Here is a 22,670-nt window from a genome sequence, read left to right as displayed (position 1 = left end):
AAGGAGTCGGATCATGTGGTATTTCAGCTGGATTCTCGGTATCGGCGTCGCGCTGTCGTTCGGCATCGTCAACGCGATGTGGCTCGAAGCACGGCAGAAGTCGCCGGAAGCGCCGGTGCGCGCACGCCGCGACTAATACTTGACGCATGCGCGGCGGGCGAATGATCGCCCCGCCGCCCGCCGTCGGGAACGAACCTCGCTACATGCGAGGTTTTTTTCGTCCGGGCAGTCCGGGGCAACCGATTGCCGTGTCGACACGGCATCCCCCCAGCCGGATCGCCGCCCCAAAAATGAAAACGGCTTGCGACGCACGCAAGCCGTTTTCGCTTTACCGACCGGCGGCCCGGATCCGCTACGCAGATCGGACCGGCCTCATCGGATCAGGCCGGTTGTACGGCCGCACCGCCGCCCGTCGGCGGCAGCCGCGCGCCGAGCTGTTCCGCATAACGTGCCGCCACGTTGCCGCAGACGATGTGGAACGTGTCCGGCGACACCCATGCGACGTCGAGCGCGCCAAGGCGATCGCGATCGACCGCCGAGGCGTCGCGCACGACGACGCGCAGTCGCGTGGTCGCGATCGCGTCGAGCGCTGCGACGTTGGTCGCCCCGCCGAACACCGCGAGCCAGCGCAGCGGATCGGGATCGAGCGGGCCGGCTACCGCGCCCGCGACCGGCTGCGCAGCCGCGGCCGTGGCCGTCTGCGCAGCGCCGGTCGCGCCGCTGCCGATGGCCGAACGCATCTCGTCGGCAATGATGTCGGCCTCGGGCCCGATGATCACCTGCACGCTGTTGCCGCCGCGCTTGAGCACGCCGCGCGCGCCGATCGACTTCAGCTCCGGCTCCGACACCTTCGCCGCATCGACGACGGTCAGGCGCAGGCGCGTCGTACACGCGTCGACGACCGTCAGGTTGCCCGCACCGCCGAGCGCGGCGATGTAGCGCTGCGCGCGCGGAGCGGCCGCAGCGGCACCGCCAGCCGGCGCGACGAAGCCACCCGATGCGTACGAATCGGTCGCCGCATCGGCCGAGGCCGGTTCGCGGCCCGGCGTCGCCATGTTGAACTTGCGGATGAAGAAGCGGAACAGCCCGTAGTACGCGGCGCCGTACGCGATGCCGAGCGGAATCGCGAGCCAGCCCTTCGTCGACAGGCCGTAGTTCAGCCCGTAGTCGATCGCGCCGGCCGAGAACGTGAAACCGAGCTTCAAGCCGAGCACCTGGCAGATCGCGAGCGACAGCCCGGTGAGCACCGCGTGGATCACGTACAGCACCGGCGCGAGGAACATGAAGCTGAATTCGATCGGCTCGGTCACGCCGGTCAGGAACGACGTGAGCGCCATCGAGAACAGCAGGCCGCCGACCATCGCGCGGCGCTCCTTCGGCGCTTCGTGCAGCATCGCGAGACACGCGGCCGGCAGGCCGAACATCATGATCGGGAAGAAGCCGGCCATGAAGGTGCCCGCAGTCGGATCGCCCGCGAAGAAGCGGTGCAGGTCGCCGTGCACGATCTCGCCGCCGGCCGGCGGCGTGAAGTTGCCGAACACGAACCACGCGAGCGAGTTGATGATGTGGTGCAGGCCCGTGACGAGCAGCAGGCGGTTCAGGAAACCGAACACGAACGCACCGATCGCGCCTGCCGTCGTCAGCCACTGGCCGGCCGCGTCGATCGCATGCTGGACCGGCTGCCACACGTAGCCGAATACGATACCGAGTATCACGCACACCAGCCCGGTGATGATCGGCACGAACCGCTTGCCGCCGAAGAACGCGAGGTAGTCGGGCAGCTTGATGTCCTTGTAGCGGTTGTACAGCAAGCCCGCGACCACGCCCGCAATGATCCCGGACAGCACGCCCATGTTCAGCTTGGGATCGATGTCCTTCATGATCGCGGTTTCGATCAGGTAGCCGATCGCGCCCGCGAGTGCCGCCACGCCGTTATTGTCCTTCGCGAAACCGACCGCCACGCCGATCGCGAACAGCAGCGGCAGGTTGTCGAAGATGGCCCCGCCGGCGTCGGCGATCATCTTGATGTTGAATACATCCGCCTGCCCGAGTCGCAGCAGGATGCCGGCAACCGGCAACACCGCGATCGGCAGCATCAGCGCCCGGCCCAGGCCCTGTATCTTCAGAAACGGATTCCCGTCCATTCAGTCCTCCAATCCATGTCTCGTCATTAAGCGTCGTTGACCTAATTGCTTTCGTAGTGAAACGAGTCGCGCGCCCGCCGTCGACGTTCAGTCGAGCGGCCAGACCTCGCGGCTTGCTGCCCTTACCGCCTGTGCCGAGTCGAGTGCGAGCAGATCCTGCGCACGCTGGCGACACAGCTGGTAATCGAGACGGCGCACGCGCGCCTTGATGCCCGGCACCGAGACCGGGTCGACCGACAGTTCGGTCACGCCGAGGCCGACGAGGATCGGCACCGCGAGCGGATCGCCGCCCAGCGCGCCGCACACGCCGACCCACTTGCCGTGTCTTCCCGCGCCGCGCACCGCGATGTCGATCAGGCGCAGCACGGCCGGATGCAGTCCGTCGGACTGCGCGGCCAGGTCGGCCTGGCAGCGGTCCATCGCCAGCGTGTACTGCGTCAGGTCGTTGGTGCCGATCGACAGGAAATCCGCGTGCTGCGCGAGCTGGTCGGCCAGCAGCGCCGCGGACGGCACCTCGATCATCGCGCCGACCTCGATCGGCTCGGTGCGGCCCTGCGCGCGCGCGAATTCGTCGATGCGCTTGCGCAGCCGCACGAGCTCGCCCGCATCGGTCACCATCGGCAGCAGGATGCGCACGGCGCCGAACGGCTTCACCGCGAGCAGGCCCTGCAACTGATCGTCGAGCAGGTCCGGGCGCACCTGCGCGAGGCGGATGCCGCGCAGGCCGAGCGCCGGGTTCGGTTCGGGCGGCAGCGTCAAGTAGTCGACCTCCTTGTCGGCGCCGACGTCGAGCGTGCGGATGATCGCGGTGCGCCCCTGCAGCGCGTCGACGATCGACTGGTAGCTTTGCTGGTGTTCGACGACGGTCGGCGCGGCCTGGCGATGGATGAACATCAGCTCGGTGCGCAGCAGGCCGATCGCGTCCGCGCCGTTGTCGACCGCGGTGTGCGCGTCGTCGAGCGTCGCGATGTTCGCGGCGATCTCGATCGCGCGGCCGTCGGTGGTCGCGGCGGCGGCGCCGGCCGTCTGCCGGTTCGCTTCGCGCACGCCGTCCAGGCGCTGGCGTTCGTGCCGCGCGCGTTCGACGTCAAGCGCGGTCGGCGCGTGTTCGAGACGGCCCGCGCTCGCATCGACGACGACCTGCGTGCCGTCCGGAATCGCGTACAGCGCATCGCCGACCGCAACGAGCGCCGGAATGCCGAGCTGGCGCGCGATGATCGCCGCGTGCGACGTCGCGCCGCCGCGCGCCATCACGAGCGCGGTCACGCGCTGGCGATCGAGCGACGACAGGTCCGACGGCGTGAATTCCTCGGCGGCGAGCACGGCCTCGTCGGGCAGCGCGCGCGTCGCGCCGCTCGTGTGGCCGAGCGCGCGCAGCACGCGCTTCTCGATGTCGCGCAGGTCGGCCGCGCGCTCGGCGAGCAGCGCGTCGTCGAGCTTCGACAGCGTGTCGATCTGCGCGCGGATCGTCGCGCGCCATGCGAAGCCCGCGCTCTTGCCGAGGCTGATCTGGTCGCGCGCCGCGTCGACCAGCGTCGGATCTTCGAGCAGCACGCGATGCACCGCGAAGATGCCCGCCTCGCCGACCGCGCCGCGCGCCGACGCGTTGCGCACCGTTTCGTCGAGTTCGGCGTCGACGGCCTTCAGCGCCTGGTCGAGGTGGCGGCTTTCCGATGCGGGCGTGCCGGCCGCCTGTTCGGGCGGCACGAGGTCCGCATCGTCGAGCCGCACCAGCGTGCCGACCGCGATGCCGGGCGCCGCGCACACGCCTGCGAGCGTGTTCGGGTCGAGGGATGCGCCGGTGTGGTGCACGGCCGCCTGTGGCGCAGGCGAATGCAGCCGCGCCGGCTTCTCCTCGACTTCGCCGTGCGCTTCGCGCAGCAGCTCGTGCTCGACCGCGTCGACGGCTTGCTGCGCGTGCGCGCCGCGGCCGACCAGTTCGATCGTCGCACCCTCGCCCGCGCCGAGGCCGAGCAGGCCCACGACGCTCGCGATCGACGCCTTGCGGCCGTCGAACTGCACGTCGACCGTCGCGTCGAAGCCGCGCACGGATTCACGCGCCCGTGCGGCGGGGCGTGCATGCAGGCCGCCCGGCTGCGTCAGCACGATCTCGCGGCGCACTTCGTTCATCGCCGCGGCGCCGGCCTGCGCCGCCTGCACGGCGGCTTCGCCCTTGCCGCGCAGCGTCAGGAGCGGTGTCTCGCCGGCCGTCGCGAATCCGCTCGCGCGCTCGACGACGTCGAACGCGTCGGAGTTCGCGATCGCGATCACCGACACCAGCGAATGCGCGCTGCGCGCGACCGCGTCCTGGTCGAACTCGATCAGCAGATCACCCGCCTCGATACGCGCGCCGGCTTCGACGTGCGCGGTGAAGCCCTGCCCGTTCAGCTCGACGGTGTCGATGCCGATATGCAGCAACACTTCGGCACCGTGCGGCGTCGTGATCGTCACCGCGTGGCCGGTGCGCGCGAGATGCGACACGACGCCGGCGCACGGCGCGACGAGCTTGCCCGCGAGCGGGTCGATGCCGATGCCGTCGCCGAACATCCCGCCGGAGAACACCGGATCGGGCACATCGGCCAGCGCGACGATCGGCCCGGTCAACGGGGCAAGCAGGACGATCTGATCATGGGTGGAACTCTTCAACTGGGACTCCTCGGCGCGTCTCATCGGCTGTCTCGGCTATCAGTGCGTTTCGGTGACTTTGTTCAGATGGCGCGGCGTGTCGGGATTGCGGCCGCGCGCGACGGCGAGATCCGCCGCCATCACGTAGAACGAAAGAATGGCGGCGATCGGGTCGAGCGCCGAATGGGCGGACTGCGCGAGCGGCAAGGTCGCGCCGGGCGTGCCGGCGGGCGCCGCGAGCAGCACCGCTGCGCCACGTGCGCGCATGTCCTGCGCGAGCTGCAGCAGCCCGGCCTGCTCGGGCCCCGGCGGCGCGAACACGAGCAGCGGATAGTCGCGGTCGATCAGCTCCATCGGGCCGTGACGGACTTCGGCACTCGAGAACGCCTCGGCCTGGATGCCTGAGGTTTCCTTCAGTTTCAGCGCGGCTTCCTGCGCAATCGCGAGGCCGAGGCCGCGACCGATCACGATCATCCGCTCGACGCCGGCGAGCGCGGCGACGGCTGGCGACCAGTCGAGCCGGCCGGCCTGCGCGAGCGCGTCGGGCAGCCCGCGCAACGCGGTCGTCAGCGCGGCGTCGCGCTGCCAGTACGCGACGATTTGCGCGGACAGCGACAGCATCGCGATATAGCTCTTGGTCGCGGCGACCGACAGTTCGGGGCCGGCCAGCAGCGGCAGCTGGTGCTCGCACGCGTCGGCGAGCGGCGACGGCAGCACGTTCACGGCGGCAACGGTGCGCGCGCCGGCTTCGCGCAGCGCGGCCATCGTGTTGACGAGGTCGGGGCTCTTGCCCGACTGGGAGAATGCGATCGCGAGCTGGTCCTGCACCTTCAGCGGTGCCTGCTGCAGTGTCGCGACCGACATCGGCAGCGACGCGACGGGCACGCCGAGGCAGCTCATCGTCAGGCTCGCGAAATAGCTGGCGGCGTGATCCGAGCTGCCGCGCGCGACCGTCAGCGCGACGGCCGGCGGGTGATCGAGCAGCTGGCCGGCGAGCGCTTCGACGCGCGTGGTGTCGGCGAGTTGCGCGGCGACGACCTGGGCGGACTCGCGCGCTTCCTTAAGCATATTCGACAATCGATTCTCCTTCGACGTAGGTCGCAGTGAGGTTCAGGTCGCGATCGAACACGACGAGGTCGGCCCATGCGCCGCGCACGAGGCGGCCGCGATCAGTGACACCGAGGTAGTCGGCCGCGTAGCGCGACATCCGGTTCGACACGTCGGCGATCGGCAAACCGAGCGATACGAGGTTGCGCAGCGCCTGGTCCATCGTCAGCGTGCTGCCGGCGAGCGTGCCGTCGGCGAGCCGCACGCCGCCGAGGCACTTGGTCACGTGCTGGCTGCCGAGCCGGTATTCGCCGTCGGGCATGCCGGTGGCGGATGTGCTGTCGGTCACGACGTACAGGCGCGGGATCGCGCGCAGCGCAGCACGAATCGCGCCCGGGTGTACGTGCAGCAGATCCGGAATGATTTCCGCGTATTCGGCATGAGCAAGCGCCGCGCCCACCAGGCCCGGGTTACGGTGATGCAGCGGCGACATCGCGTTGAACAGGTGCGTGAAGCCGCACGCGCCGTGCTTGAGCGCGGCAACGGCGTCGTCGTAGGTCGCGAGCGAGTGGCCGAGCTGCACGCGCACGCCGCGCGCGGCCATCTCGCCGATGATCTCGATGTGGCCGGCGATTTCCGGCGCGAGCGTGACCACGCGGATCGGCGCGATCGACAGGTACTTCAGCACTTCGTCGAGCACGGCCGACACGGCCGCGTCGGGCTGCGCGCCGAGCTTGCCGGGATTGATGTACGGCCCTTCGAGGTGCACGCCGAGCACGCGCGCGCCGCCCGCCGTGCGGGTGCGGGCGACGGTGCCGAGGTTCGCGACGACCTGCATCAGTTCGTCGCGCGGCGCGGTCATCGTCGTCGCGAGCAGGCTCGTCGTGCCGAACTGCGCGTGCGTGCGGGCGATCGTCTCGATCGCGTCGCCGCCTTCCATCACGTCGGCGCCGCCGCCGCCGTGCACGTGCAGGTCGATGAAGCCGGGCAGGATGTACGGCGCGTCGTTCTTCGCCGGATCGGCGGGCGTGCCGTCGAGGGTGGTGATGCGGCCGTTCGCGCTATCGAGCGAACCGTGAATCCAGCCGTCGGGGGTCAGGATGTTGCCAGTCAGCATGACGTTTCTCTTGATGATCTGGTGACGCGAGCATCCGCGTCGTGATTTGCAAAATCCGTTGCGTTTCGTTGCGCGTGGCGCGCGGGCAGTCTCGCGCGTCAGCGTTTCAGTTCGGCGACGAAGTCGTAATAGTCGTCGCGGCAATACGTTTCGGTCACTTCGATCGCGCGCTGGTCGGCGCCGTAGCCGATGCGCGTGATCACGAGCAGTGCCGAGCCCGGCGTCACCGCCATCCATTTCGCGATCTCGTGCGTCGCGTTCGCCGCGCGAAAGTGCTGCAGCGCGCGCACGACGGTCATCCCGCGCGCGTCGAGGTATTCGTACAGCGACGCACCGAGCGCCTGCGGATCCGGCACCACCGCGGCCGGCAGCGTCGAATGCTCGACGGCCATCACGATGCCGTCCGCCCGGCGCAGCCGTTCGAGCCGCGCGACCGTCGCGCCCGGCGCGAGGCCGAGACGCGTGATCTCGTCGCGGCGCGCGGCGCGCAGCTTGCGCGACAGCCACACCGAATCGGGCATGAAACCGCGCTGCTGCATCTTCGCGGTGAAGCCGACGAGACGCGACAGCGGATCGGCGACCCGCGGCGTGATGAAGCTGCCCGCGCCACGCGTCCGCTTGATCAGCCCCTGCTCGACCAGCAGCGCGAGCGCCCGGCGGGCCGTGATCCGCGACACGCCGACCGCCCCCGACAGCAGCCGCTCCGACGGCAACGCCTCCCCGGCCCGCCATGCGCCGGCGTGAATCGCGCTCGCCAGGTTGCGGGCGAGCTGCAGATACAACGGCGTGTCGTCGAGGGGATCGGGCGCCAGTTCGGACCAGCCGGTTTCCATGTGCCTCCGGGTGTCGGACGACGATCGCGGACCGTCGAAAGTGAACGCATTATATAACCACCATAATACCAGTCAACGAACTGGTATTAGCGGTGCAAAAATCGCCGGAAGCCTTGCCCGGCAAGCGTTTTAGCAACGGGAAAGCCTTTGTTTACAACGCGATGCGGGATAGGGATTTACCCGAGGTGGGTTGCAGGGGGACAGTTCCGGCGCCTGATTTGCCGGGCTTTGGGTGTCGAAAATGAGCCCCGGATAGAACCAGTTAGGCCGACTGGTATGCATCTGATGGCAGCCGATGGGCTGCGTCAGTGAAATTCGCGGCTCGACGTGCGCAGGCCGCCGAGCAGCGGCGTCAGATCCTCGAAATGCTGCGCGACGAGGTGCCTCACGTCGCTCACGACCTGCCACACGCCGGACGCGGCGAGCAGCCGCGAATCGAGCGTTTCGCGGCGCTGCCGCGCGAGCAGCTCGGGCCGGACGATCAGGTTCACGCAGCCTGTTTCGTCCTCGAGCGTCATGAACATCACGCCTTTCGCGGTGCCCGGCATCTGCCGGGCAGTCACGAGCCCGCACGCGCGCGCGAGCCTGCCGTCGGGACGGTCGCGCAGTTCGGCCGCGGACGACAGCCGCCGTGCGCGCAGCACGGGCCGCAGCAGCGCGACCGGGTGACGGTTCAGCGTGAGGCCGGTGGTGTGATAGTCGGCGAGGATGTCGTCGGCTTCCGACGGCGCGCCGAGCGCGGGCTGCTCCACTTCGTCGATCGGCGCCGCGGCGAGCAGGTCGCGCTCCGGCGCCGCGGCGACGGCCTGCCACAGCGCGTCGCGGCGATGGCCGGCGAGCGTCGCGAGCGCGTTCGCGGCGGCGAGCGCTTCGAGGTCGCGGCGTTCGAGCTGCGCGCGGCGTGCGAGGGTGTCGACGTTGTCGAACGGGCCGGCGGTGCGTGCGGTTTCGATGCGGCGCGCGGCGGCTTCGCCGAGGCCGCGGACGAGCGACAGGCCGAGTCGCACCGCAGGCTGGCCGTGGGGAGGCGGCTGGTCGGGCAGTGCTTCGAGGGATGCTTCCCAGTTGCTTTGCGTCACGTCGATCGGCAGGACCTGCACGCCGTGACGCTTGGCGTCCTGCACGAGTTGCGACGGCGGGTAGAAACCCATCGGCTGGCTGTTCAGCAGCGCCGCGACGAAGATCGCGGGCTCGTGGCATTTGAGCCAGCTGCTCGCGTAGGCCAGTTTCGCGAAGCTGGCCGCGTGGCTCTCGGGGAAGCCGTATTCGCCGAAGCCCTTGATCTGCTCGAAGATCTGCTCGGCGAACTCGCGCGTGTAGTCGCGTTCGAGCATGCCGCCGACGATCTTGTCGTGATACTTCTCGAGATTGCCCTTGCGCTTCCACGCGGCCATCGCGCGGCGCAGCTCGTCGGCCTCGCCGGGCGTGAAGCCCGCCGCGACGATCGCGATCTGCATCACCTGCTCCTGGAAGATCGGCACCCCGAGCGTGCGAACGAGCACTTCCTTGAGCGCCTCGCTCGGATACGTGACTTCGCCCTCCTCTTCGCCGGCCACGATCCTGCGCCGCTTCAGATACGGATGCACGGCACCGCCCTGGATCGGCCCGGGCCGCACGATCGAGACCTGGACGACGAGGTCGTAGTAGTTGCGCGGCCTCAGGCGCGGCAGCATCGACATCTGCGCGCGCGACTCGATCTGGAACACGCCGACCGTATCGGCGCGACAGATCATGTCGTAGGTTGCTTCGTCATCCTGCGGAATGTGCTTCAGCGTGAACGGCTGGCCGTCCTCCGGCAGCCCGCGCCACGCGGTGCGCAGGTCGAAGGCGCGATGCAGCGCCGACAGCATGCCGAGCGCGAGCACGTCGACCTTCATCAGCTTGAGCGATTCAAGATCGTCCTTGTCCCACTGGATCACGCGCCGCCCGTCCATCGCCGCGTTCTCGACCGGCACGAGCCGCGTGAGCTTGCCGCGGCTGATCACGAAGCCGCCCGAGTGCTGCGACAGGTGACGCGGAAAGTTGAGCAAGCGCCCTGCCAGTTCGGCCCACGCGCGAATCAGCGGCGTGTCGGGATCGAGTCCGGTCGTCGCGAATTGCTGCAGCAGGTCGCGGCTGCCGTCGAACCAGCGATGCCCCTTCGCGACGCGATCGACCAGCATCGGATCGACGCCGAGCGCCTTGCCGGTTTCGCGCAGCACGCCGCGCGGGCGGTATGTCGATACGGCCGCTGCGAGGGCGGCGCGATCCTTGCCGTATTTTTCGTAGATATGCTGGATCACCTCTTCCCGGCGCTGATGCTCGAAGTCAACGTCGATGTCCGGCGGCTCGCCACGCTCCTCGCTGATGAAGCGCTCGAACAGCATCGTGCTCTGTTCGGGATTCACCTCGGTGATGCCGAGACAGTAGCAGACGACCGAGTTCGCGGCCGAGCCGCGGCCCTGGCACAGGATGTTCCGGCTGCGCGCGTATTTGACGATGTCGTAGACAGTCAGGAAGAACGGTTCGTAGCTGAGCCTCGCGATCAGGTCGAGTTCATACTTGATCTGCTTCCCGACCTTTTCCGGAATGCCGTGCGGATAACGCCCGGCCGCCCCGGCGATGGTTTCCTGTTCCAGATAGCGCGTCGGCGTCAGCCCCTGCGGCACGATCTCGTCGGGATACTCGTAGCGCAGCGAGCTCAGTTCGAAATCGCATGCGTCGAGAATCGCGCACGTCTCCGCGATCTCGTCCGACGCGTACAACTGCCCGATACGCTGCCGCGAACGCAGGTGCTGCTCCGCATTCGGCGCCAGCGCATACCCGCACTCTGCAACCGGCATGCCGACCCGGATCGCCGTCATCACGTCCTGCAATGCCTTGCACGAGCGCCGGTGCATCGTCACGTCGCCGAGCGCGACGATGCGCACACCGCGCCGCTCGCCGGCCGCGCGAATCTCCTCGCGCTGCGCGCCATCGAGCGCGCGCTGCAACTGCACGAGCCCGAGCCGCGCACGCTCGCCGAAGGTCGTGCGAAACCATGCGACCTGCGCATCGAGCACGTCCGCACGCACCGGATACGCGGGTACGAGAATCGCGAAGCAGTCGGGCATGCCGCGCAGATGCGCAAACTCCGCGGGCGGTGCCGACAGCATCCGCGACGTCAACGTGTAGGTGCCCTTCGGCGCTGCCATCCGCCGCCACGAAATCAGCTCGGAAAGATTGCCGTAACCCTCGCGGTTCTGCGCGAGCAGCACGAGCCCGAACGCGCCGGGGCCCGGATCGTGGCCCGGTGCGACTTCATCCGGCGTGACGTCGAAATACGAACCGATGACGAGCGGCAGCCCTTTCGCCTTCGCCGCGACATGCATCCGCGGTGCGCCTGCGAGCGAGCATTCGTCGGTGATCGCGATCCCGCGATAGCCGAGTTCCACCGCACGCTCGACCAGCTCTTCCGCATGCGACGCGCCATGCAGAAACGAAAAGTTCGAACGGCAGAACAACTCCGCGTAATCGGGCAGCCAACTGAATTCCGCAACCATCTCCGCTCACCCGAACAAGCCGTGCAGGAACCAGCGCGGCGCGGCCTGGCTTCCCGACCGCTCCAGGAACACCCAGTAGCACGCACCGACCTCGTCCTGGGCGACGTAGTAATCGCGTGCGGCCAGTTGCCCGTCGAACCACCCGGCTTCGATCCGCTCGGCCGACGACATCATCCTGAGCGGCGTATGGAACACCGGCCGGTTCTCGCGCATCAGGAGCGGCTGCGGCTCGGCCAGCAGCCATGCGGGACGCGGCGGCACGGCGGGTGGCCCGCCGGCCGGCTTGCCCGCTTGCGCATCGAGCGGCAGCCAGCGGTTCGCGGCCTCGGGACGGTGATCGGCGACGGGCGCCGCGCGCAATACGTTCTCCGCGCCGAGCCGCGCGACCAGCAGTTCGAACAGCCGCGCGCGCGTCTCGCGCGTACCGCCCGGCTCGGGGAAAAGATCGTCGGCCGGCGGCGCGACCGATTCGACGCGCGTGGCCTTCAGCCGCACCGCGATCACCGCAGCCGGCAGCTCGACGCGCGCGAGCCGCTCGCCGAGCAGCCGCATGAAGTGCGTCTCGTCGCGCACCGGCGTGGCGAACGCGAGTTCGAGCGGCGTCGGCGGCACAGCCTGGCGGCCACGTTCGTGCTCGAGATCGAACGTCATCGCGGCCAGAGACAACTGCCGCGCAGCCAGCCACCCGCACAACTGCACGACGAGCCGCCGCGCGGCGAACAGCACGGCTTCCGCGTATTCGACGCGCTCCGGCAATTCGAGCCGTACGTCGAACACGGGCGGTACCGCCATCCACGCGAGCGGCTCGACCGCGTCGCCATACGCGCGATCGAGCGCGGCGAGCAGCGCCGGACCGCAGCGGCGCTGCAGCCCCGCGCGCGGCAGGCCGCGCAGATCGGCGAGCGTGCGGCAGCCGAGGCCGTCGAACCAGCCCGCATACGAGCGCGCATCGGGCAGCAGCACGCACGGCAAACGATCGAGCGCACGAACGAGCGAGGCCGGCCCGGCCACGCGGCGCCGGATCCGGGCACGCGCCGACGTGCGCGCGAGCAGCCACGCGCCGCGCCCGGTCGGCGCGGCCGACAGGCGCGCCGCATAGCCGAGCGCCGCGAGCGTCGCGCGCACCTGGCGGCACAGCGACGGCAGGCCGCCGAACAGGCGCAGGCTCGGACCGACGTCGACGATCAGCGTGGCTTCGTCGTCGAGCGCGACGCACGGCGAGAAGCGCAGCAATGCGAGCGCGACCGCGCGCAGCGCATCGGCCTCGCGGGCGGGATCGCGTTCGACCAGCCGGGTGTCGGGTGCGAGCGTCAGCACGCCGCCGCGCTTCATGCCCGCGCGCACGCCCTGCCGGCGCGCGGGCGCGTCGGCAATCAGCACGACGCCCTGCTCGAGCACCGCGCAGCCTGCGTCGTCCGCCGCGCCGTCAGACGGCGGCGGGGCGCACACGTCGAGCGGCAGGCGCGGCAGATGGATGCCGAGCAAGACGCGCATAGCGGCTCTCCACGATGGGCGACGGCAAATCGAGCGCGAGCGGCTCGCTGCGCGCGGGCCCGCGACGCTTGACGATATCGAGCGACACGCCGCCCGGCACCGGATGCAGCGCGATGCGCAGCACGGCCGGCGACGGCTGCCGCACGGCCGACAGCGGGCGCAGCATCACGAACAGCGTGTCGCCGGTGCGCGCGGCCGCGAGATGCAGGCGCCGCAGCGCATCGGGCCGCGCGTCCTGCCAGAGCAGCAGCGCACCACAGCAGCCCGTCCTGAGCGCCTGCTCGGCGGCCCACAACGCGTCGGTGCGGCTGCCGGCGCGCAGCCACAGCAGCGCGTCGGACGGCACGCCGAGACCGGCCAGCGCGGTCGCATGCGGCGACTGCGGCGGCGCGACGAGCGCGAGCGGACGCCGCACGCTGACGGTACGCGCGAGCGCGGGCGCGAGCAGCCGCATCTCGCCGCAGCCCGGCTGCGCGGCCAGCAGTTCGACGAGCCCGCCGACCGGCCAGCCGCCGCCCGGCAGCTCGGCGGACAGCGGCGCAAAGCCCGTGTCGATCGTGCGTGGACCGCCGCGTGCGAGCTGCGAGCCGCGCCAGAGCGATGGATGAAGGGATTCGGGAGAAATGGAGGATGCGAGCATGACGCCACCCACAACTGTATGGATATACAGTATATGGCAATGCGCTCGCGTCGCACAGTACTGGTACGAAACCGGTATTTTCGTCAGAGGAAAAACAAGGGGAAAGCCGGCGCACCCGTCATGTTACGGCGCGCCGCCCCGGGGCGTGGCCGGCTCACACCGTCCGAACGCCCGAACGCCCGAACACCCGCCGCAACCATCCGGCCCCGAGGCGACGCCGGCGAACCGGATCGCGCGGCCGGACCGGCAAGCAAACCGGCACGATGCCACCCACCGCACATCGCGCCGGTCCGCCCGCCGCGCGTCAGCCGAGCAGCAACGCGTCGTCGTCGAGCTGCTCGTGCCGCACCTTCTCGAACATCTGCAGCAGATCCGGCACGTCGAGCCCCTTGCGCTGGTCGCCCGACACGTCGAGCACGACCTGCCCCTGGTGCAGCATCACCGTGCGGTCGCCGTAGTCGAGCGCCTGTCGCATGCTGTGCGTGACCATCATCGTCGTCAGCTTGCTCTCGGCGACGATGCGCGCGGTCAGTTCCAGCACGAACGCGGCCGTCTTCGGGTCGAGCGCGGCCGTGTGCTCGTCGAGCAGCAGGATCCGCGACGGCCGCAGCGACGCCATCAGCAGGCTCACCGCCTGCCGCTGGCCGCCCGACAGCAGCCCGATCCGGTCAGTCAGCCGGTTTTCCAGGCCGAGGTTCAGGAGCCGCAGCTTGTCGCGAAACAGCTCGCGCGACGGCCGGTCGAGCGCGGCCCTGAAGCCGCGCCGCCCGCCGCGCGCCATCGCGAGCGCCATGTTCTCCTCGATCGTCAGCGCCTCGCAGGTGCCGGCCATCGGGTCCTGGAACACGCGCGCGACGAGGTGCGCGCGGTCCCACGCGGGCTGGCGCGTGACATCCGTGCCGTCGATCGCGATGCGCCCGGCATCGACGCGCTGGTCGCCGCTGACCGCATTCAGGAAAGTCGACTTGCCGGCGCCGTTCGAGCCGATCACCGCGACGAACTGGCCGTCGGGAATCTCGAGCGACAGCCCGCGCAGCGCGCGCGTCTCGATCGGCGTGCCGGGGTTGAACGTGAGTTTCAGGTCTTGTGCGGACAGCATGTCATGCCCCTCCGTTCTTGCGCGCGAACAGCTTCTTGCGCGTCGCCGGCAGCACCAGCGCGATCGTGACGAGCGCGGCCGTCACGAGGTTCAGGTCCTGCGCCTTCAGGCCGATGAATTCGCTGTTCAGCGCGAGCGCGATGAAGAAGCGGTAGACGATCGCGCCGAGCACGACGGCGAGCGTCGTCAGCACCAGCCGGCGCGCGGGCAGCAGCGTCTCGCCGATGATCACGGCGGCCAGCCCGATCACGATCGTGCCGATCCCCATCGAGATGTCGGCGCCGCCCTGCGTCTGCGCGAACAGCGCACCGGCAAGCGCGACGAGCGCGTTCGACAAGGCCATCCCGGCGAGCGTCGCGCGGCCCGTCGCGATGCCCTGCGCGCGCGCCATCCGCGGGTTCGCGCCGGTCGCGCGCATCGCGAGGCCGAGCTGCGACGAGAAGAACCAGTCGAGGCCGAGCTTCGCGACCACCACGACGATCGCGAGCAGCGCCGGGCGCAGCACGTAGTCGGGCATCCAGTCGGGCTGCAGCACGGTGAAGATCGTCGGCTCGGTGATCAGCGGCACGTTCGGTCGTCCCATGATCCGCAGGTTCACCGAGTAGAGCGCGATCATCATCAGGATACTGGCGAGCAGATCCATGATCTTCAGGCGCACGTTGAGCCAGCCCGTGATGAAGCCGGCCAGCGCGCCCGCGACGATCGCGAACACGGTCGACGTGAACGGGTCATGGCCGGCGGAGATCAGCGTCGCGGCGACGGCGCCGCCGAGCGGAAAGCTGCCGTCGACGGTGAGGTCGGGGAAGTTGAGGATGCGAAACGAAATCAGCACCCCGAGGGCGACGAGGCTGAAGATCAGGCCGATCTCCAGCGCGCCCAGAAACGAGAACAAAGACATGATGGGGAAATCCTGTTGCTTCCCGGCCGGACGTATACGGCCGGGCGAAGCGAACGGGCGGCCCCGGGTCGGAGCCGCCCGTCCGGCGGTTTCGTTCAGGCCCGGATCGGGCCTGCCAGCGCGGCGGTGGCCCGCCGCGGCTTACTTGATGACCGTCTTCGCTTCCTTCACGAGATCCGGCGCCAGCGTCACGCCCTGCTTCGCCGCCGCACCCGTGTTCGCGAACAGTTCGAGGTTGCTGCTCGTCTCGGACGCGATCGCGCCCGGCTTCTCGCCCTTCAGGATGCGCGCGACGACCTTGCCGGTCTGCCGGCCGAGGTCGCCGTAGTTGATGCCGAGCGCCGCGATGCCGCCGCGCTTCACGCTGTCGGTGTCGCCGGCGACGAGCGGGATCTTCGCTTCGTTCGCGACCTTCACGAGCGCTTCGTACGCGGACACGACGTTGTTGTCGGTGTTCGTGTAGATCACGTCGACCTTGCCGATCAGGCTCTTCGCGGCCGGGCCGATGTCGACGGTGCGCGGCGCGGCCGCTTCCTTCAGCGTCATCCCCTGCTTCGCGAGGATTTCCTTGAGTTCCTTCACGACGACGACCGAGTTCGCCTCGCCCGGGTTGTAGACCATGCCGACCGTCTTCGCCTTCGGCACGACGCGCTTGATCAGCGCAACCTGGCGATCGAGCGGCAGCTTGTCGGAGACGCCCGTCACGTTGGTGCCCGACGGGCCCCAGCCCTTCACGAGCTGTGCGGCGACCGGATCGGTCACGCCCGAGTAGACGACCGGCACGCTCTTGGTCGCCGCGACGACCGCCTGCGCGGCCGGCGTCGCGATCGCGACGATCACGTCGGGCTGGTCGCCGACGAACTTGCGCGCGATCTGCGCGGCCGTACCCGTGTTGCCCTGCGCGCTCTGGTATTCCCACTTGAGCTTGTCGTCGCCGTAGCCTTCCGCCTTCAGTTCGGCGCGCACGCCGTCGCGGATCGCGTCGAGTGCCGGGTGGTCAACGATCGACAGCACCTTGACCGTCTGTGCGTGCGCGGCGCCTGCCAGCGCGAGTGCGGCGACGCCGGCCGTGATCGAACGGATCGCGAAAGTCCTGTAACGCTTCATGGGTGAGTCTCCCCCGTATTTATGTCGGTTCTGGATGATGGATTCCCGCCGCCGTCATGCAGGTGCCGAGGCGCGCGCAACCGGGCGGCAACGGCCCCGCGCGGCCCCGGGAAGGCGCGCGGCGGCGAACGCACGAGGATACCATTTCCGCAGACCACCGCCTGACTCCACGCTTTCGCCCGGAACGCCCGCAGCCCGCCCGGCGCGCGGCCACGAAGCGCGCGCGAAGCCCGGCCGGCGGCGGTCTGCGCCGATCCCGGCGCAACGCGTCAGCCGCCCTTGCCGCTTTACGTTATGCTGTCCGCCGACCCAATCCACACCATCGGAGGGTGCATGAAACGAGGGATCCATGCGATCGCGTGCGCGGCCATCGCGCTGGCGCTGCCGGGCGCGGCATTCGCGCTGACCGACGGCAGCGCGCAATACGACGACTGCAAGCTCAATGCGCTGCGCGAGAGCCGCAACGGCGCGGCCGCCCAGCTGATCCAGCGCTCGTGCGACGCGCTGTACCGCAACAACGCGATGCTGCTGCCGCGCGAGCGGCGCGTTCACGAGTGCATCGTGCAGTCGCTGCCGGGCGTGCGCGACAACTACGCGATCCAGCAGATCATGGCGATCTGCTCGCGGCGCGGCGAGATGTGAGCCGGCGGCGCGGGCCAGGCGCCGCGCGGCCGGCTGCCCCAAACGGCCCGCGCGACGCAGCTGTCAGGACGCAAACAAATACGACCCGGTGATCAGTCAGCTGTAGAGCCAGCGCCCTGCCTTGGCCGATTCGATCAACATTCGGACGTTCAGGTCCGGAACGTGATGAACGACTCTTTTCCTGAACGGATTGATCAGGTCAAGAAGCAAAAAATCGTCGTCCGGGTAGTATTTTTTGATGTCGAACCCGCTCATATCGACATTAAACTCTTCCGAATACTCCCTCATTACCTCTTCGACTTCAGCCGCATCGAATCCCAGGTCGACATCCTCGCGCGCGATTTTTAAAGCTACCTTTTCAGCCTAACGAAGATATACGACTGCCACGCAGACGAATTCTTGCCGATCCGTTGGCCGTTCGCTCCGTAACGATAGTGGAATATCCCGCAACCTTTTGTTATTTGGCTCAGCGTGAACAATGACGGGGCACAACGGGATGCCGGAGAGAAAACGCGCATACCGATTCTGCATTCGAGCGGCGGCGCGCAGGCTCGATGCCACCGTAACGAACCGTGGCCAAACGGTGTTTATCGGTGAACACAAATGCAATTGCGATGTGTGATCTTCGCGTCGCGTCCGGATCTCGAAAGCACGTCAAAGCGGGCAGGCAACGCATGCGCAGCGGCAACGGGACGCCGCCCATCGCACATAAAAAAAGGCCTGCACACGTGCAGGCCTTCGTTCGGTCAACCGATCGCGTTCAGAACGACGCGACCATCGAGCCCTTGAACTGCTTCTTGATGAATTCCTTCACTTCCGGCGACTGGTACGCCTTGACCAGCTTCTTCACCCACGGCTGATCCTTGTCCTTCGCGCGCACGGCGATCAGGTTCGCGTACGGGCTCGTCAGCGATTCGAGCGCGATCGCGTCCTTGGTCGGCTGGAGGTTCGCGGCCAGCGCATAGTTCGTGTTGATCACGGCTGCGTCGACGTCCGACAGCACGCGCGGCAGTTGCGCGGCGTCGAGTTCGGAGATCTTCAGCTTCTTCGGGTTCTCGGCGATGTCGAGCACCGTCGCGTTGTTGCCGCCCGTGCCGGCGCCCGCCTTCAGCTTGATCACGCCCTGCGTCTGCAGCAGCAGCAGCGCGCGGTTCTCGTTCGACGGATCGTTCGGCACCGCCAGCTTCGCACCTTGCGGCAGGTCCTTCAGCGCCTTGAACTTCTTCGAGTACACGCCGATCGGCGAGATGTAGGTCAGGCCCGCGCTCACGATCTTGTAGCCGCGCTGCTTCACCTGGCTGTCGAGGTAGGGCTGGTGCTGGAAGCTGTTCGCGTCGAGGTCGCCCGAGTCGAGCGCCGCGTTCGGCTGCACGTAGTCGTTGAACTCGATGACCTTCACGGTCAGGCCTTCCTTCTCCTTCGCGACCTTCTGCACGACCTGCCACACTTCCGAATCCGGGCCGGCCACCGTGCCGACCTTGATCACCTTGTCTTCGGCGTGCGCGCCCGCCGACAGCGTCAGCACGGCACCGGTGGCCAGCACGGAAAATACCTTCAGGAGACTGCGACGCTTCATCTGTTTCTCGCTTTCTTGCAAACTGAAAATGGGGCGCGATACGGGTATGCCCCGACTCGCAGGAAGGGGCAAATGGTGTCACAGGATCGGCCGGAAGTGAAATACATCCCACTCATATGGGTATGCCCCGCGAGCGTGCTGGCGGAACGCGCACGGCTCGGCCGTTAGTTGCATTTCAATGAACGCGACCGCCGACCCGGAACGCGCCGACCGCATCGCGCAACCGCCCGGCCTGCTCCTGCAGCGACGCGGCCGCTGCGGTGGCCTCCTCGACGAGCGCCGCGTTCTGCTGCGTGACCTGGTCCATCTGCGTGACCGCGCGCCCGACCTGCGTGATGCCGCTCGCCTGCTCTTCGGACGCGGCCGCGATCTCGCCCATGATGTCGGTCACACGCGCCACCGCCTGCAGAATCTCGCCCATCGTCGTGCCGGCCTGGCCGACCAGCGTCGAGCCGTTGCGCACGCGCTCGACCGAATCGACGATCAGCTCGCGGATCTCCTTCGCGGCCGTCGCGCTGCGCTGTGCGAGTGAACGCACCTCGCCCGCGACCACCGCGAAGCCGCGCCCCTGCTCGCCGGCGCGCGCGGCCTCGACTGCCGCGTTCAGCGCGAGGATGTTGGTCTGGAACGCAATGCCCTCGATCACGCCGATGATGTCGGCGATCTTGTGTGAGCTGTCGTCGATCTCGCCCATCGTGCCAATCACCCGGTTCACGACGTCGTTGCCCGCCCGCGCGATCTCCGACGCGTTGTTCGCCAGCCCGCTCGCCTGCCGCGCGTTGTCCGCGTTCTGCTTCACCGTCGCGGTCAGCTGCTCCATGCTCGCGGCCGTTTCTTCCAGCGACGCGGCCTGCTCCTCGGTGCGCTGCGACAGGTCGCTGTTGCCGGACGCGATCTCGCGGCTCGCCGACGCGATCGACTCCGCCGACTGGCGGATCCCTCCGATCGTCGCCTGCAGGCGTGCCTGCATGTCGCGCATCGCAGCCATCATGCTCGTGCTGTCGCTCGCGCGCACGGGCACTGGCTGCGTCAGGTCGCCCTGCGCGATGCGGGCCGCCAGCGCGGCCGCCTCGTCCGGCTCGCCGCCGAGGCTACCGCGCACGTTGCGGATGATCACGAGCATCGCCGCGCTGATCATGAAGCCGATCACGAACACGACCGCGAGGTGACCGAACAGCGTCCGGTAGTAGACGGTATCGATGTCCTTCAGGAACACGCCGCTCGAGATGTTCCAGTCCCACGGTGCGAAGCGCGTGACGTAACTGATCTTCGGCGCCGCGGTCTCGCTGTGGGGCAGCCGCCCGCGATACTCGGCGAAGCCACTGCCGGTCGCCTTCGCGGCGTTCAGGATCGTGACGAACAGCGGCTTGCCGTCCGGATCGAGATAGTCGCCAACCTGCGTGCCGACCAGCTTCGGCAGCGTCGGGTGCATCAGCACGACGGGCTTCGAATCCATCACGAACACATAGCCCGAATCGCCGTAGCGCATCGCAGCCAGGCTCGCGAGCGCGTCGCGCTTCGCGTCGGCCTCGGGCAGCGCACCGTTCTGCGCGAGCGCGTGATACGCGTTGACGATGCCGGCCGCCGAATCGACGAGGTTCGCGATGCCTTCCTTGCGTTCGGCGAGCATCGTCGCGCGCGTCTCGTATGCGCTCCATGCGCCGACGCCGAGTAGACCGATCCATACCAGCGCAAGCGCGAGCCATAGCTTGCGGTTCAACGTCATTCTGCTCATCTGCGTGCCTTGTTGTCGAAGTCGATGCCCGTGATGCGCGCGAACGGCCGGTCGCGCGCAAACGGTTGCTCTCGTATTTACGGCAGTGAGACTTACAACTTGAATACACGCAGCCGGCGCACGCCGCACGGCACGACACGGAACGGGCGCTGTGCTACAAAGACCGGCTGGCCGGCGCGCAAGGCGTCGGCGACATTCCGGGGCCATCCATGTACGTCATCGACATCCACTACACCGCGTCGCTCGAGCGCATCGACGACGCGCTCGAACGCCATCGCGCGTATCTGCAGCCGCTGCTCGAGCGCGGCATCTTCATCGCGGCGGGGCCGAAGGTGCCGCGCGCAGGCGGCGTGATCCTCGCGGCCCGCATCGACCGCGACGAACTGGATGCGATCCTGAAGACCGATCCGTTCGTGATCGAAGGGCTCGCGACCTATCGCGTGACGGAATTCCGGATCACGCGTGCCGCGCAGGGCTTCAACGTGCCCGCGCTGCCATGACGCACGCAATCGCGCATGTGCGCACGCACGCCGCCCGGTGAGGCGGAGCATGTCAATCGAGGGGAACCAGGAGGAATGCGTGACGGCGCGTTGCGGCCGTCACGCGTTTCGCCGGGCAGAACGCCCGGGCGATCATGCGGCGCGCGCCGCTCAGTCGACCAGCAGTTTCAGGTCGTGAACCCACGGGCCGGGGCCCTGGCCGTCGCGCACGAACAGGCGCAGCTTGCCGTCGCGATCGAACACGTAGCTCGCGGCGGTGTGATCCATCGTGTAGCTGCCGGGCGTCTTGCCGGGCACCTTCGCGTAGTACACGCGGAAATCCTTCGTGACCTTCTTCAGCGCCGCTTCGTCGGCCGGCCGCAACCCGATGAACGACGAATCGAACGCGGGCACGTACTGGCCGAGCAGCGCGGGCGTGTCACGCTCCGGATCGACGGTGACGAACAGCACCTGCACGCGCTTCGCGGCGTCGGGGCCGAGCTGCTTCAGCGCTTCCGACAATTCGGCCATCGTCGTCGGGCATACGTCCGGGCAATGCGTATAGCCGAAGAACATCACGACAGCCTTGCCCTTGAAGTCGCCGAGCGTGCGTACCTTGCCGGCCGTGTCGGGCAGCGAGAAATCGCTGCCGAACTGCGTGTTGCCGGTGATGTCGAGATTCTGGAATTTCGGCGCGTTGTCGCAGCCCGCGAGCAGCGTGGCTGCCGCGAATGCGCACGCGAGCATCCAGCCTTGGCGCGCGCGGCGCCCGAACCGTGAATGGAGCATTGCGTTCAAACCGTGCGGTTACACGCCGAGCAGCGGGCGTGCATAGTGATCGACGAGCAGCGCGGCGAACAGCAGCGACAGGTAGACGATCGAATAGCGGAAGGCCTTGCGGGCGAGTTCGTCCGAATAGTCGCGGTAGATCTTCCATGCATACGCGAGGAACACCGCGCCGAGCAGCACCGCGCTCGTCAGGTAGACGGCCCCGCTCATCCCGGAGATGAACGGCATCAGCGTGACCGCGAACAGGATCACCGTGTACAGCAGGATGTGCAGCCGCGTGAACTTCTCGCCGTGCGTGACGGGCAGCATCGGCAGCCCCGCGCTCTCGTAATCCTTGCGGCGGTAAAGCGCGAGCACCCAGAAATGCGGCGGCGTCCACACGAAGATGATCAGCACGAGGATCCACGCGTCGCCGGGCACCGCGCCGGTGACGGCGGCCCAGCCGAGCGCCGGCGGCATCGCGCCCGACGCGCCGCCGATCACGATGTTCTGCGGCGTCATCGGCTTGAGCAGCAGCGTGTAGATCACCGCATAGCCGACGAACGTCGCGATCGTCAGCCACATCGTCAGCGGGTTCGTGAACGTATAGAGCGTCCATGCGCCGACGCTGCCGAGCACGGCCGAGAACAGCAGGATCTGCGGGGTCGTGATCTCGCCGCGCGCGGACGGGCGCCACGCGGTGCGGCGCATCATCGCGTCGATTTTCTGTTCGACGAGGCAGTTGATCGCAAACGCGGCGCCGGCCAGCAGCCAGATGCCGACCGTGCCGCCGATCAGCACATGCCACGGCACCATGCCCGGCGTCGCGAGAAACATGCCGATCACCGCGCAGAACACCGCGAGCTGCGTGACACGCGGCTTCGTCAGCGCCATGTACTGCGAAAACCGGCTACCGGGCGATTGGGAGAGGGTGCTTTGCATGGG

Annotated in this window: 19 protein-coding genes; 3 read left to right on the top strand and 16 right to left on the bottom strand. The window is 68.5% G+C overall.

The window, feature by feature from the left end; translation table 11 throughout:
- Positions 1 to 13: 13 nt before the first annotated feature.
- On the top strand, positions 14 to 136 hold the full coding sequence (gene cydX, locus GEM_RS29445) for a cytochrome bd-I oxidase subunit CydX (RefSeq protein ID WP_014895987.1): 123 nt from the start codon (positions 14 to 16) through the stop codon (positions 134 to 136).
- Between the two features lie 244 nt (positions 137 to 380).
- Here the strand turns inward: cydX and nagE are convergent, their stop codons facing one another.
- From nagE to GEM_RS03010, 11 genes are all read right to left on the bottom strand, one after another.
- The gene (gene nagE, locus GEM_RS03060) at positions 381 to 2,144 is read right to left on the bottom strand and encodes an N-acetylglucosamine-specific PTS transporter subunit IIBC (protein ID WP_014895986.1); all 1,764 of its coding nucleotides are present in this window, start codon (positions 2,142 to 2,144) and stop codon (positions 381 to 383) included.
- 87 nt (positions 2,145 to 2,231) lie between these two features.
- Positions 2,232 to 4,814: a phosphoenolpyruvate--protein phosphotransferase gene (gene ptsP, locus GEM_RS03055; RefSeq protein ID WP_014895985.1), complete on the bottom strand. Its 2,583-nt coding sequence runs from the start codon at positions 4,812 to 4,814 to the stop codon at positions 2,232 to 2,234.
- 15 nt (positions 4,815 to 4,829) lie between these two features.
- Complete coding sequence (locus tag GEM_RS03050; RefSeq protein WP_041490442.1) at positions 4,830 to 5,837, bottom strand: SIS domain-containing protein; 1,008 nt, start codon at positions 5,835 to 5,837, stop codon at positions 4,830 to 4,832.
- Complete coding sequence (nagA, locus tag GEM_RS03045; RefSeq protein ID WP_014895983.1) at positions 5,830 to 6,933, bottom strand: N-acetylglucosamine-6-phosphate deacetylase; 1,104 nt, start codon at positions 6,931 to 6,933, stop codon at positions 5,830 to 5,832. Before nagA ends, GEM_RS03050 begins: the two co-directional genes overlap by 8 nt.
- 98 nt (positions 6,934 to 7,031) lie before the next feature.
- Positions 7,032 to 7,766, bottom strand: coding sequence for a GntR family transcriptional regulator (locus tag GEM_RS03040; protein WP_014895982.1), 735 nt, complete (start codon positions 7,764 to 7,766; stop codon positions 7,032 to 7,034).
- A 305-nt stretch (positions 7,767 to 8,071) separates the two neighbouring features.
- Complete coding sequence (locus GEM_RS03035) at positions 8,072 to 11,287, bottom strand: error-prone DNA polymerase (RefSeq protein WP_014895981.1); 3,216 nt, start codon at positions 11,285 to 11,287, stop codon at positions 8,072 to 8,074.
- A gap of 6 nt (positions 11,288 to 11,293) precedes the next feature.
- Positions 11,294 to 12,781 carry a Y-family DNA polymerase gene (locus GEM_RS03030; RefSeq protein ID WP_041490441.1) on the bottom strand — a complete coding sequence of 496 codons (1,488 nt, stop codon included), beginning with the start codon at positions 12,779 to 12,781 and terminating at the stop codon, positions 11,294 to 11,296.
- Positions 12,714 to 13,421 carry a translesion DNA synthesis-associated protein ImuA gene (imuA, locus tag GEM_RS03025; RefSeq protein ID WP_014895979.1) on the bottom strand — a complete coding sequence of 236 codons (708 nt, stop codon included), beginning with the start codon at positions 13,419 to 13,421 and terminating at the stop codon, positions 12,714 to 12,716. The genes GEM_RS03030 and imuA overlap by 68 nt, the downstream gene beginning before the upstream one ends.
- A 304-nt stretch (positions 13,422 to 13,725) precedes the next feature.
- Positions 13,726 to 14,520 (bottom strand): ABC transporter ATP-binding protein, encoded by a 795-nt coding sequence (locus GEM_RS03020; protein ID WP_014895978.1) that lies wholly within the window; start codon positions 14,518 to 14,520, stop codon positions 13,726 to 13,728.
- 1 nt (position 14,521) lies between these two features.
- Complete coding sequence (locus GEM_RS03015) at positions 14,522 to 15,418, bottom strand: ABC transporter permease (protein ID WP_014895977.1); 897 nt, start codon at positions 15,416 to 15,418, stop codon at positions 14,522 to 14,524.
- Between the two features lie 141 nt (positions 15,419 to 15,559).
- Positions 15,560 to 16,525 carry an ABC transporter substrate-binding protein gene (locus GEM_RS03010; protein WP_014895976.1) on the bottom strand — a complete coding sequence of 322 codons (966 nt, stop codon included), beginning with the start codon at positions 16,523 to 16,525 and terminating at the stop codon, positions 15,560 to 15,562.
- A 333-nt stretch (positions 16,526 to 16,858) separates the two neighbouring features.
- On the opposite strand from GEM_RS03010, the gene GEM_RS03005 reads away from it, so the two are divergent.
- On the top strand, positions 16,859 to 17,167 hold the full coding sequence (locus tag GEM_RS03005) for a VF_A0006 family four-cysteine protein (RefSeq protein WP_014895975.1): 309 nt from the start codon (positions 16,859 to 16,861) through the stop codon (positions 17,165 to 17,167).
- Between the two features lie 96 nt (positions 17,168 to 17,263).
- On the opposite strand, the gene GEM_RS03000 is transcribed toward GEM_RS03005, so the two are convergent.
- The 3 genes from GEM_RS03000 to GEM_RS02990 form a co-directional block, all read right to left on the bottom strand.
- Positions 17,264 to 17,488 (bottom strand): DUF1493 family protein, encoded by a 225-nt coding sequence (locus GEM_RS03000; protein WP_272148373.1) that lies wholly within the window; start codon positions 17,486 to 17,488, stop codon positions 17,264 to 17,266.
- Positions 17,489 to 17,927: 439 nt separating this feature from the next.
- The gene (locus GEM_RS02995) at positions 17,928 to 18,743 is read right to left on the bottom strand and encodes a MetQ/NlpA family ABC transporter substrate-binding protein (RefSeq protein WP_014895973.1); all 816 of its coding nucleotides are present in this window, start codon (positions 18,741 to 18,743) and stop codon (positions 17,928 to 17,930) included.
- A 175-nt stretch (positions 18,744 to 18,918) separates the two neighbouring features.
- Positions 18,919 to 20,478 (bottom strand): methyl-accepting chemotaxis protein, encoded by a 1,560-nt coding sequence (locus GEM_RS02990; RefSeq protein ID WP_014895972.1) that lies wholly within the window; start codon positions 20,476 to 20,478, stop codon positions 18,919 to 18,921.
- 209 nt (positions 20,479 to 20,687) lie between these two features.
- Here GEM_RS02990 and GEM_RS02985 point away from each other — a divergent pair, with 209 nt between their 5' ends.
- On the top strand, positions 20,688 to 20,978 hold the full coding sequence (locus GEM_RS02985) for a YciI family protein (protein WP_014895971.1): 291 nt from the start codon (positions 20,688 to 20,690) through the stop codon (positions 20,976 to 20,978).
- Positions 20,979 to 21,128: 150 nt separating this feature from the next.
- Here the strand turns inward: GEM_RS02985 and GEM_RS02980 are convergent, their stop codons facing one another.
- Positions 21,129 to 21,746 carry an SCO family protein gene (locus GEM_RS02980; RefSeq protein WP_014895970.1) on the bottom strand — a complete coding sequence of 206 codons (618 nt, stop codon included), beginning with the start codon at positions 21,744 to 21,746 and terminating at the stop codon, positions 21,129 to 21,131.
- A gap of 18 nt (positions 21,747 to 21,764) precedes the next feature.
- A complete protein-coding gene (cyoE, locus tag GEM_RS02975) occupies positions 21,765 to 22,667 on the bottom strand; it encodes a heme o synthase (RefSeq protein ID WP_014895969.1) in 903 nt (300 codons plus the stop codon).
- Positions 22,668 to 22,670 lie beyond the last annotated feature (3 nt).

It is taken from the genome of Burkholderia cepacia GG4 (assembly GCF_000292915.1).
Classification (GTDB): domain Bacteria; phylum Pseudomonadota; class Gammaproteobacteria; order Burkholderiales; family Burkholderiaceae; genus Burkholderia; species Burkholderia cepacia_D.
Note: the sequence above shows the minus strand (reverse complement) of the source record. Positions and strands in the feature narration are given on the sequence as shown.

Excerpts from the sequence above, each read along its gene's own strand:
- GEM_RS02990 (WP_014895972.1), bottom strand. The coding sequence starts at position 20,478 with ATGAGCAGAATGACGTTGAACCGCAAGCTATGGCTCGCGCTTGCGCTG.
- nagE (WP_014895986.1), bottom strand. The coding sequence starts at position 2,144 with ATGGACGGGAATCCGTTTCTGAAGATACAGGGCCTGGGCCGGGCGCTG.
- cydX (WP_014895987.1), top strand. The coding sequence starts at position 14 with ATGTGGTATTTCAGCTGGATTCTCGGTATCGGCGTCGCGCTGTCGTTC.
- GEM_RS03010 (WP_014895976.1), bottom strand. The coding sequence starts at position 16,525 with ATGAAGCGTTACAGGACTTTCGCGATCCGTTCGATCACGGCCGGCGTC.
- GEM_RS03015 (WP_014895977.1), bottom strand. The coding sequence starts at position 15,418 with ATGTCTTTGTTCTCGTTTCTGGGCGCGCTGGAGATCGGCCTGATCTTC.
- GEM_RS03035 (WP_014895981.1), bottom strand. The coding sequence starts at position 11,287 with ATGGTTGCGGAATTCAGTTGGCTGCCCGATTACGCGGAGTTGTTCTGC.
- GEM_RS03050 (WP_041490442.1), bottom strand. The coding sequence starts at position 5,837 with ATGCTTAAGGAAGCGCGCGAGTCCGCCCAGGTCGTCGCCGCGCAACTC.
- imuA (WP_014895979.1), bottom strand. The coding sequence starts at position 13,421 with ATGCTCGCATCCTCCATTTCTCCCGAATCCCTTCATCCATCGCTCTGG.
- ptsP (WP_014895985.1), bottom strand. The coding sequence starts at position 4,814 with ATGAGACGCGCCGAGGAGTCCCAGTTGAAGAGTTCCACCCATGATCAG.
- GEM_RS02985 (WP_014895971.1), top strand. The coding sequence starts at position 20,688 with ATGTACGTCATCGACATCCACTACACCGCGTCGCTCGAGCGCATCGAC.
- GEM_RS03030 (WP_041490441.1), bottom strand. The coding sequence starts at position 12,781 with ATGCGCGTCTTGCTCGGCATCCATCTGCCGCGCCTGCCGCTCGACGTG.
- cyoE (WP_014895969.1), bottom strand. The coding sequence starts at position 22,667 with ATGCAAAGCACCCTCTCCCAATCGCCCGGTAGCCGGTTTTCGCAGTAC.
- GEM_RS02980 (WP_014895970.1), bottom strand. The coding sequence starts at position 21,746 with ATGCTCCATTCACGGTTCGGGCGCCGCGCGCGCCAAGGCTGGATGCTC.
- GEM_RS03040 (WP_014895982.1), bottom strand. The coding sequence starts at position 7,766 with ATGGAAACCGGCTGGTCCGAACTGGCGCCCGATCCCCTCGACGACACG.
- GEM_RS03020 (WP_014895978.1), bottom strand. The coding sequence starts at position 14,520 with ATGCTGTCCGCACAAGACCTGAAACTCACGTTCAACCCCGGCACGCCG.
- GEM_RS02995 (WP_014895973.1), bottom strand. The coding sequence starts at position 18,743 with ATGAAGCGTCGCAGTCTCCTGAAGGTATTTTCCGTGCTGGCCACCGGT.
- GEM_RS03005 (WP_014895975.1), top strand. The coding sequence starts at position 16,859 with ATGAAACGAGGGATCCATGCGATCGCGTGCGCGGCCATCGCGCTGGCG.
- nagA (WP_014895983.1), bottom strand. The coding sequence starts at position 6,933 with ATGCTGACTGGCAACATCCTGACCCCCGACGGCTGGATTCACGGTTCG.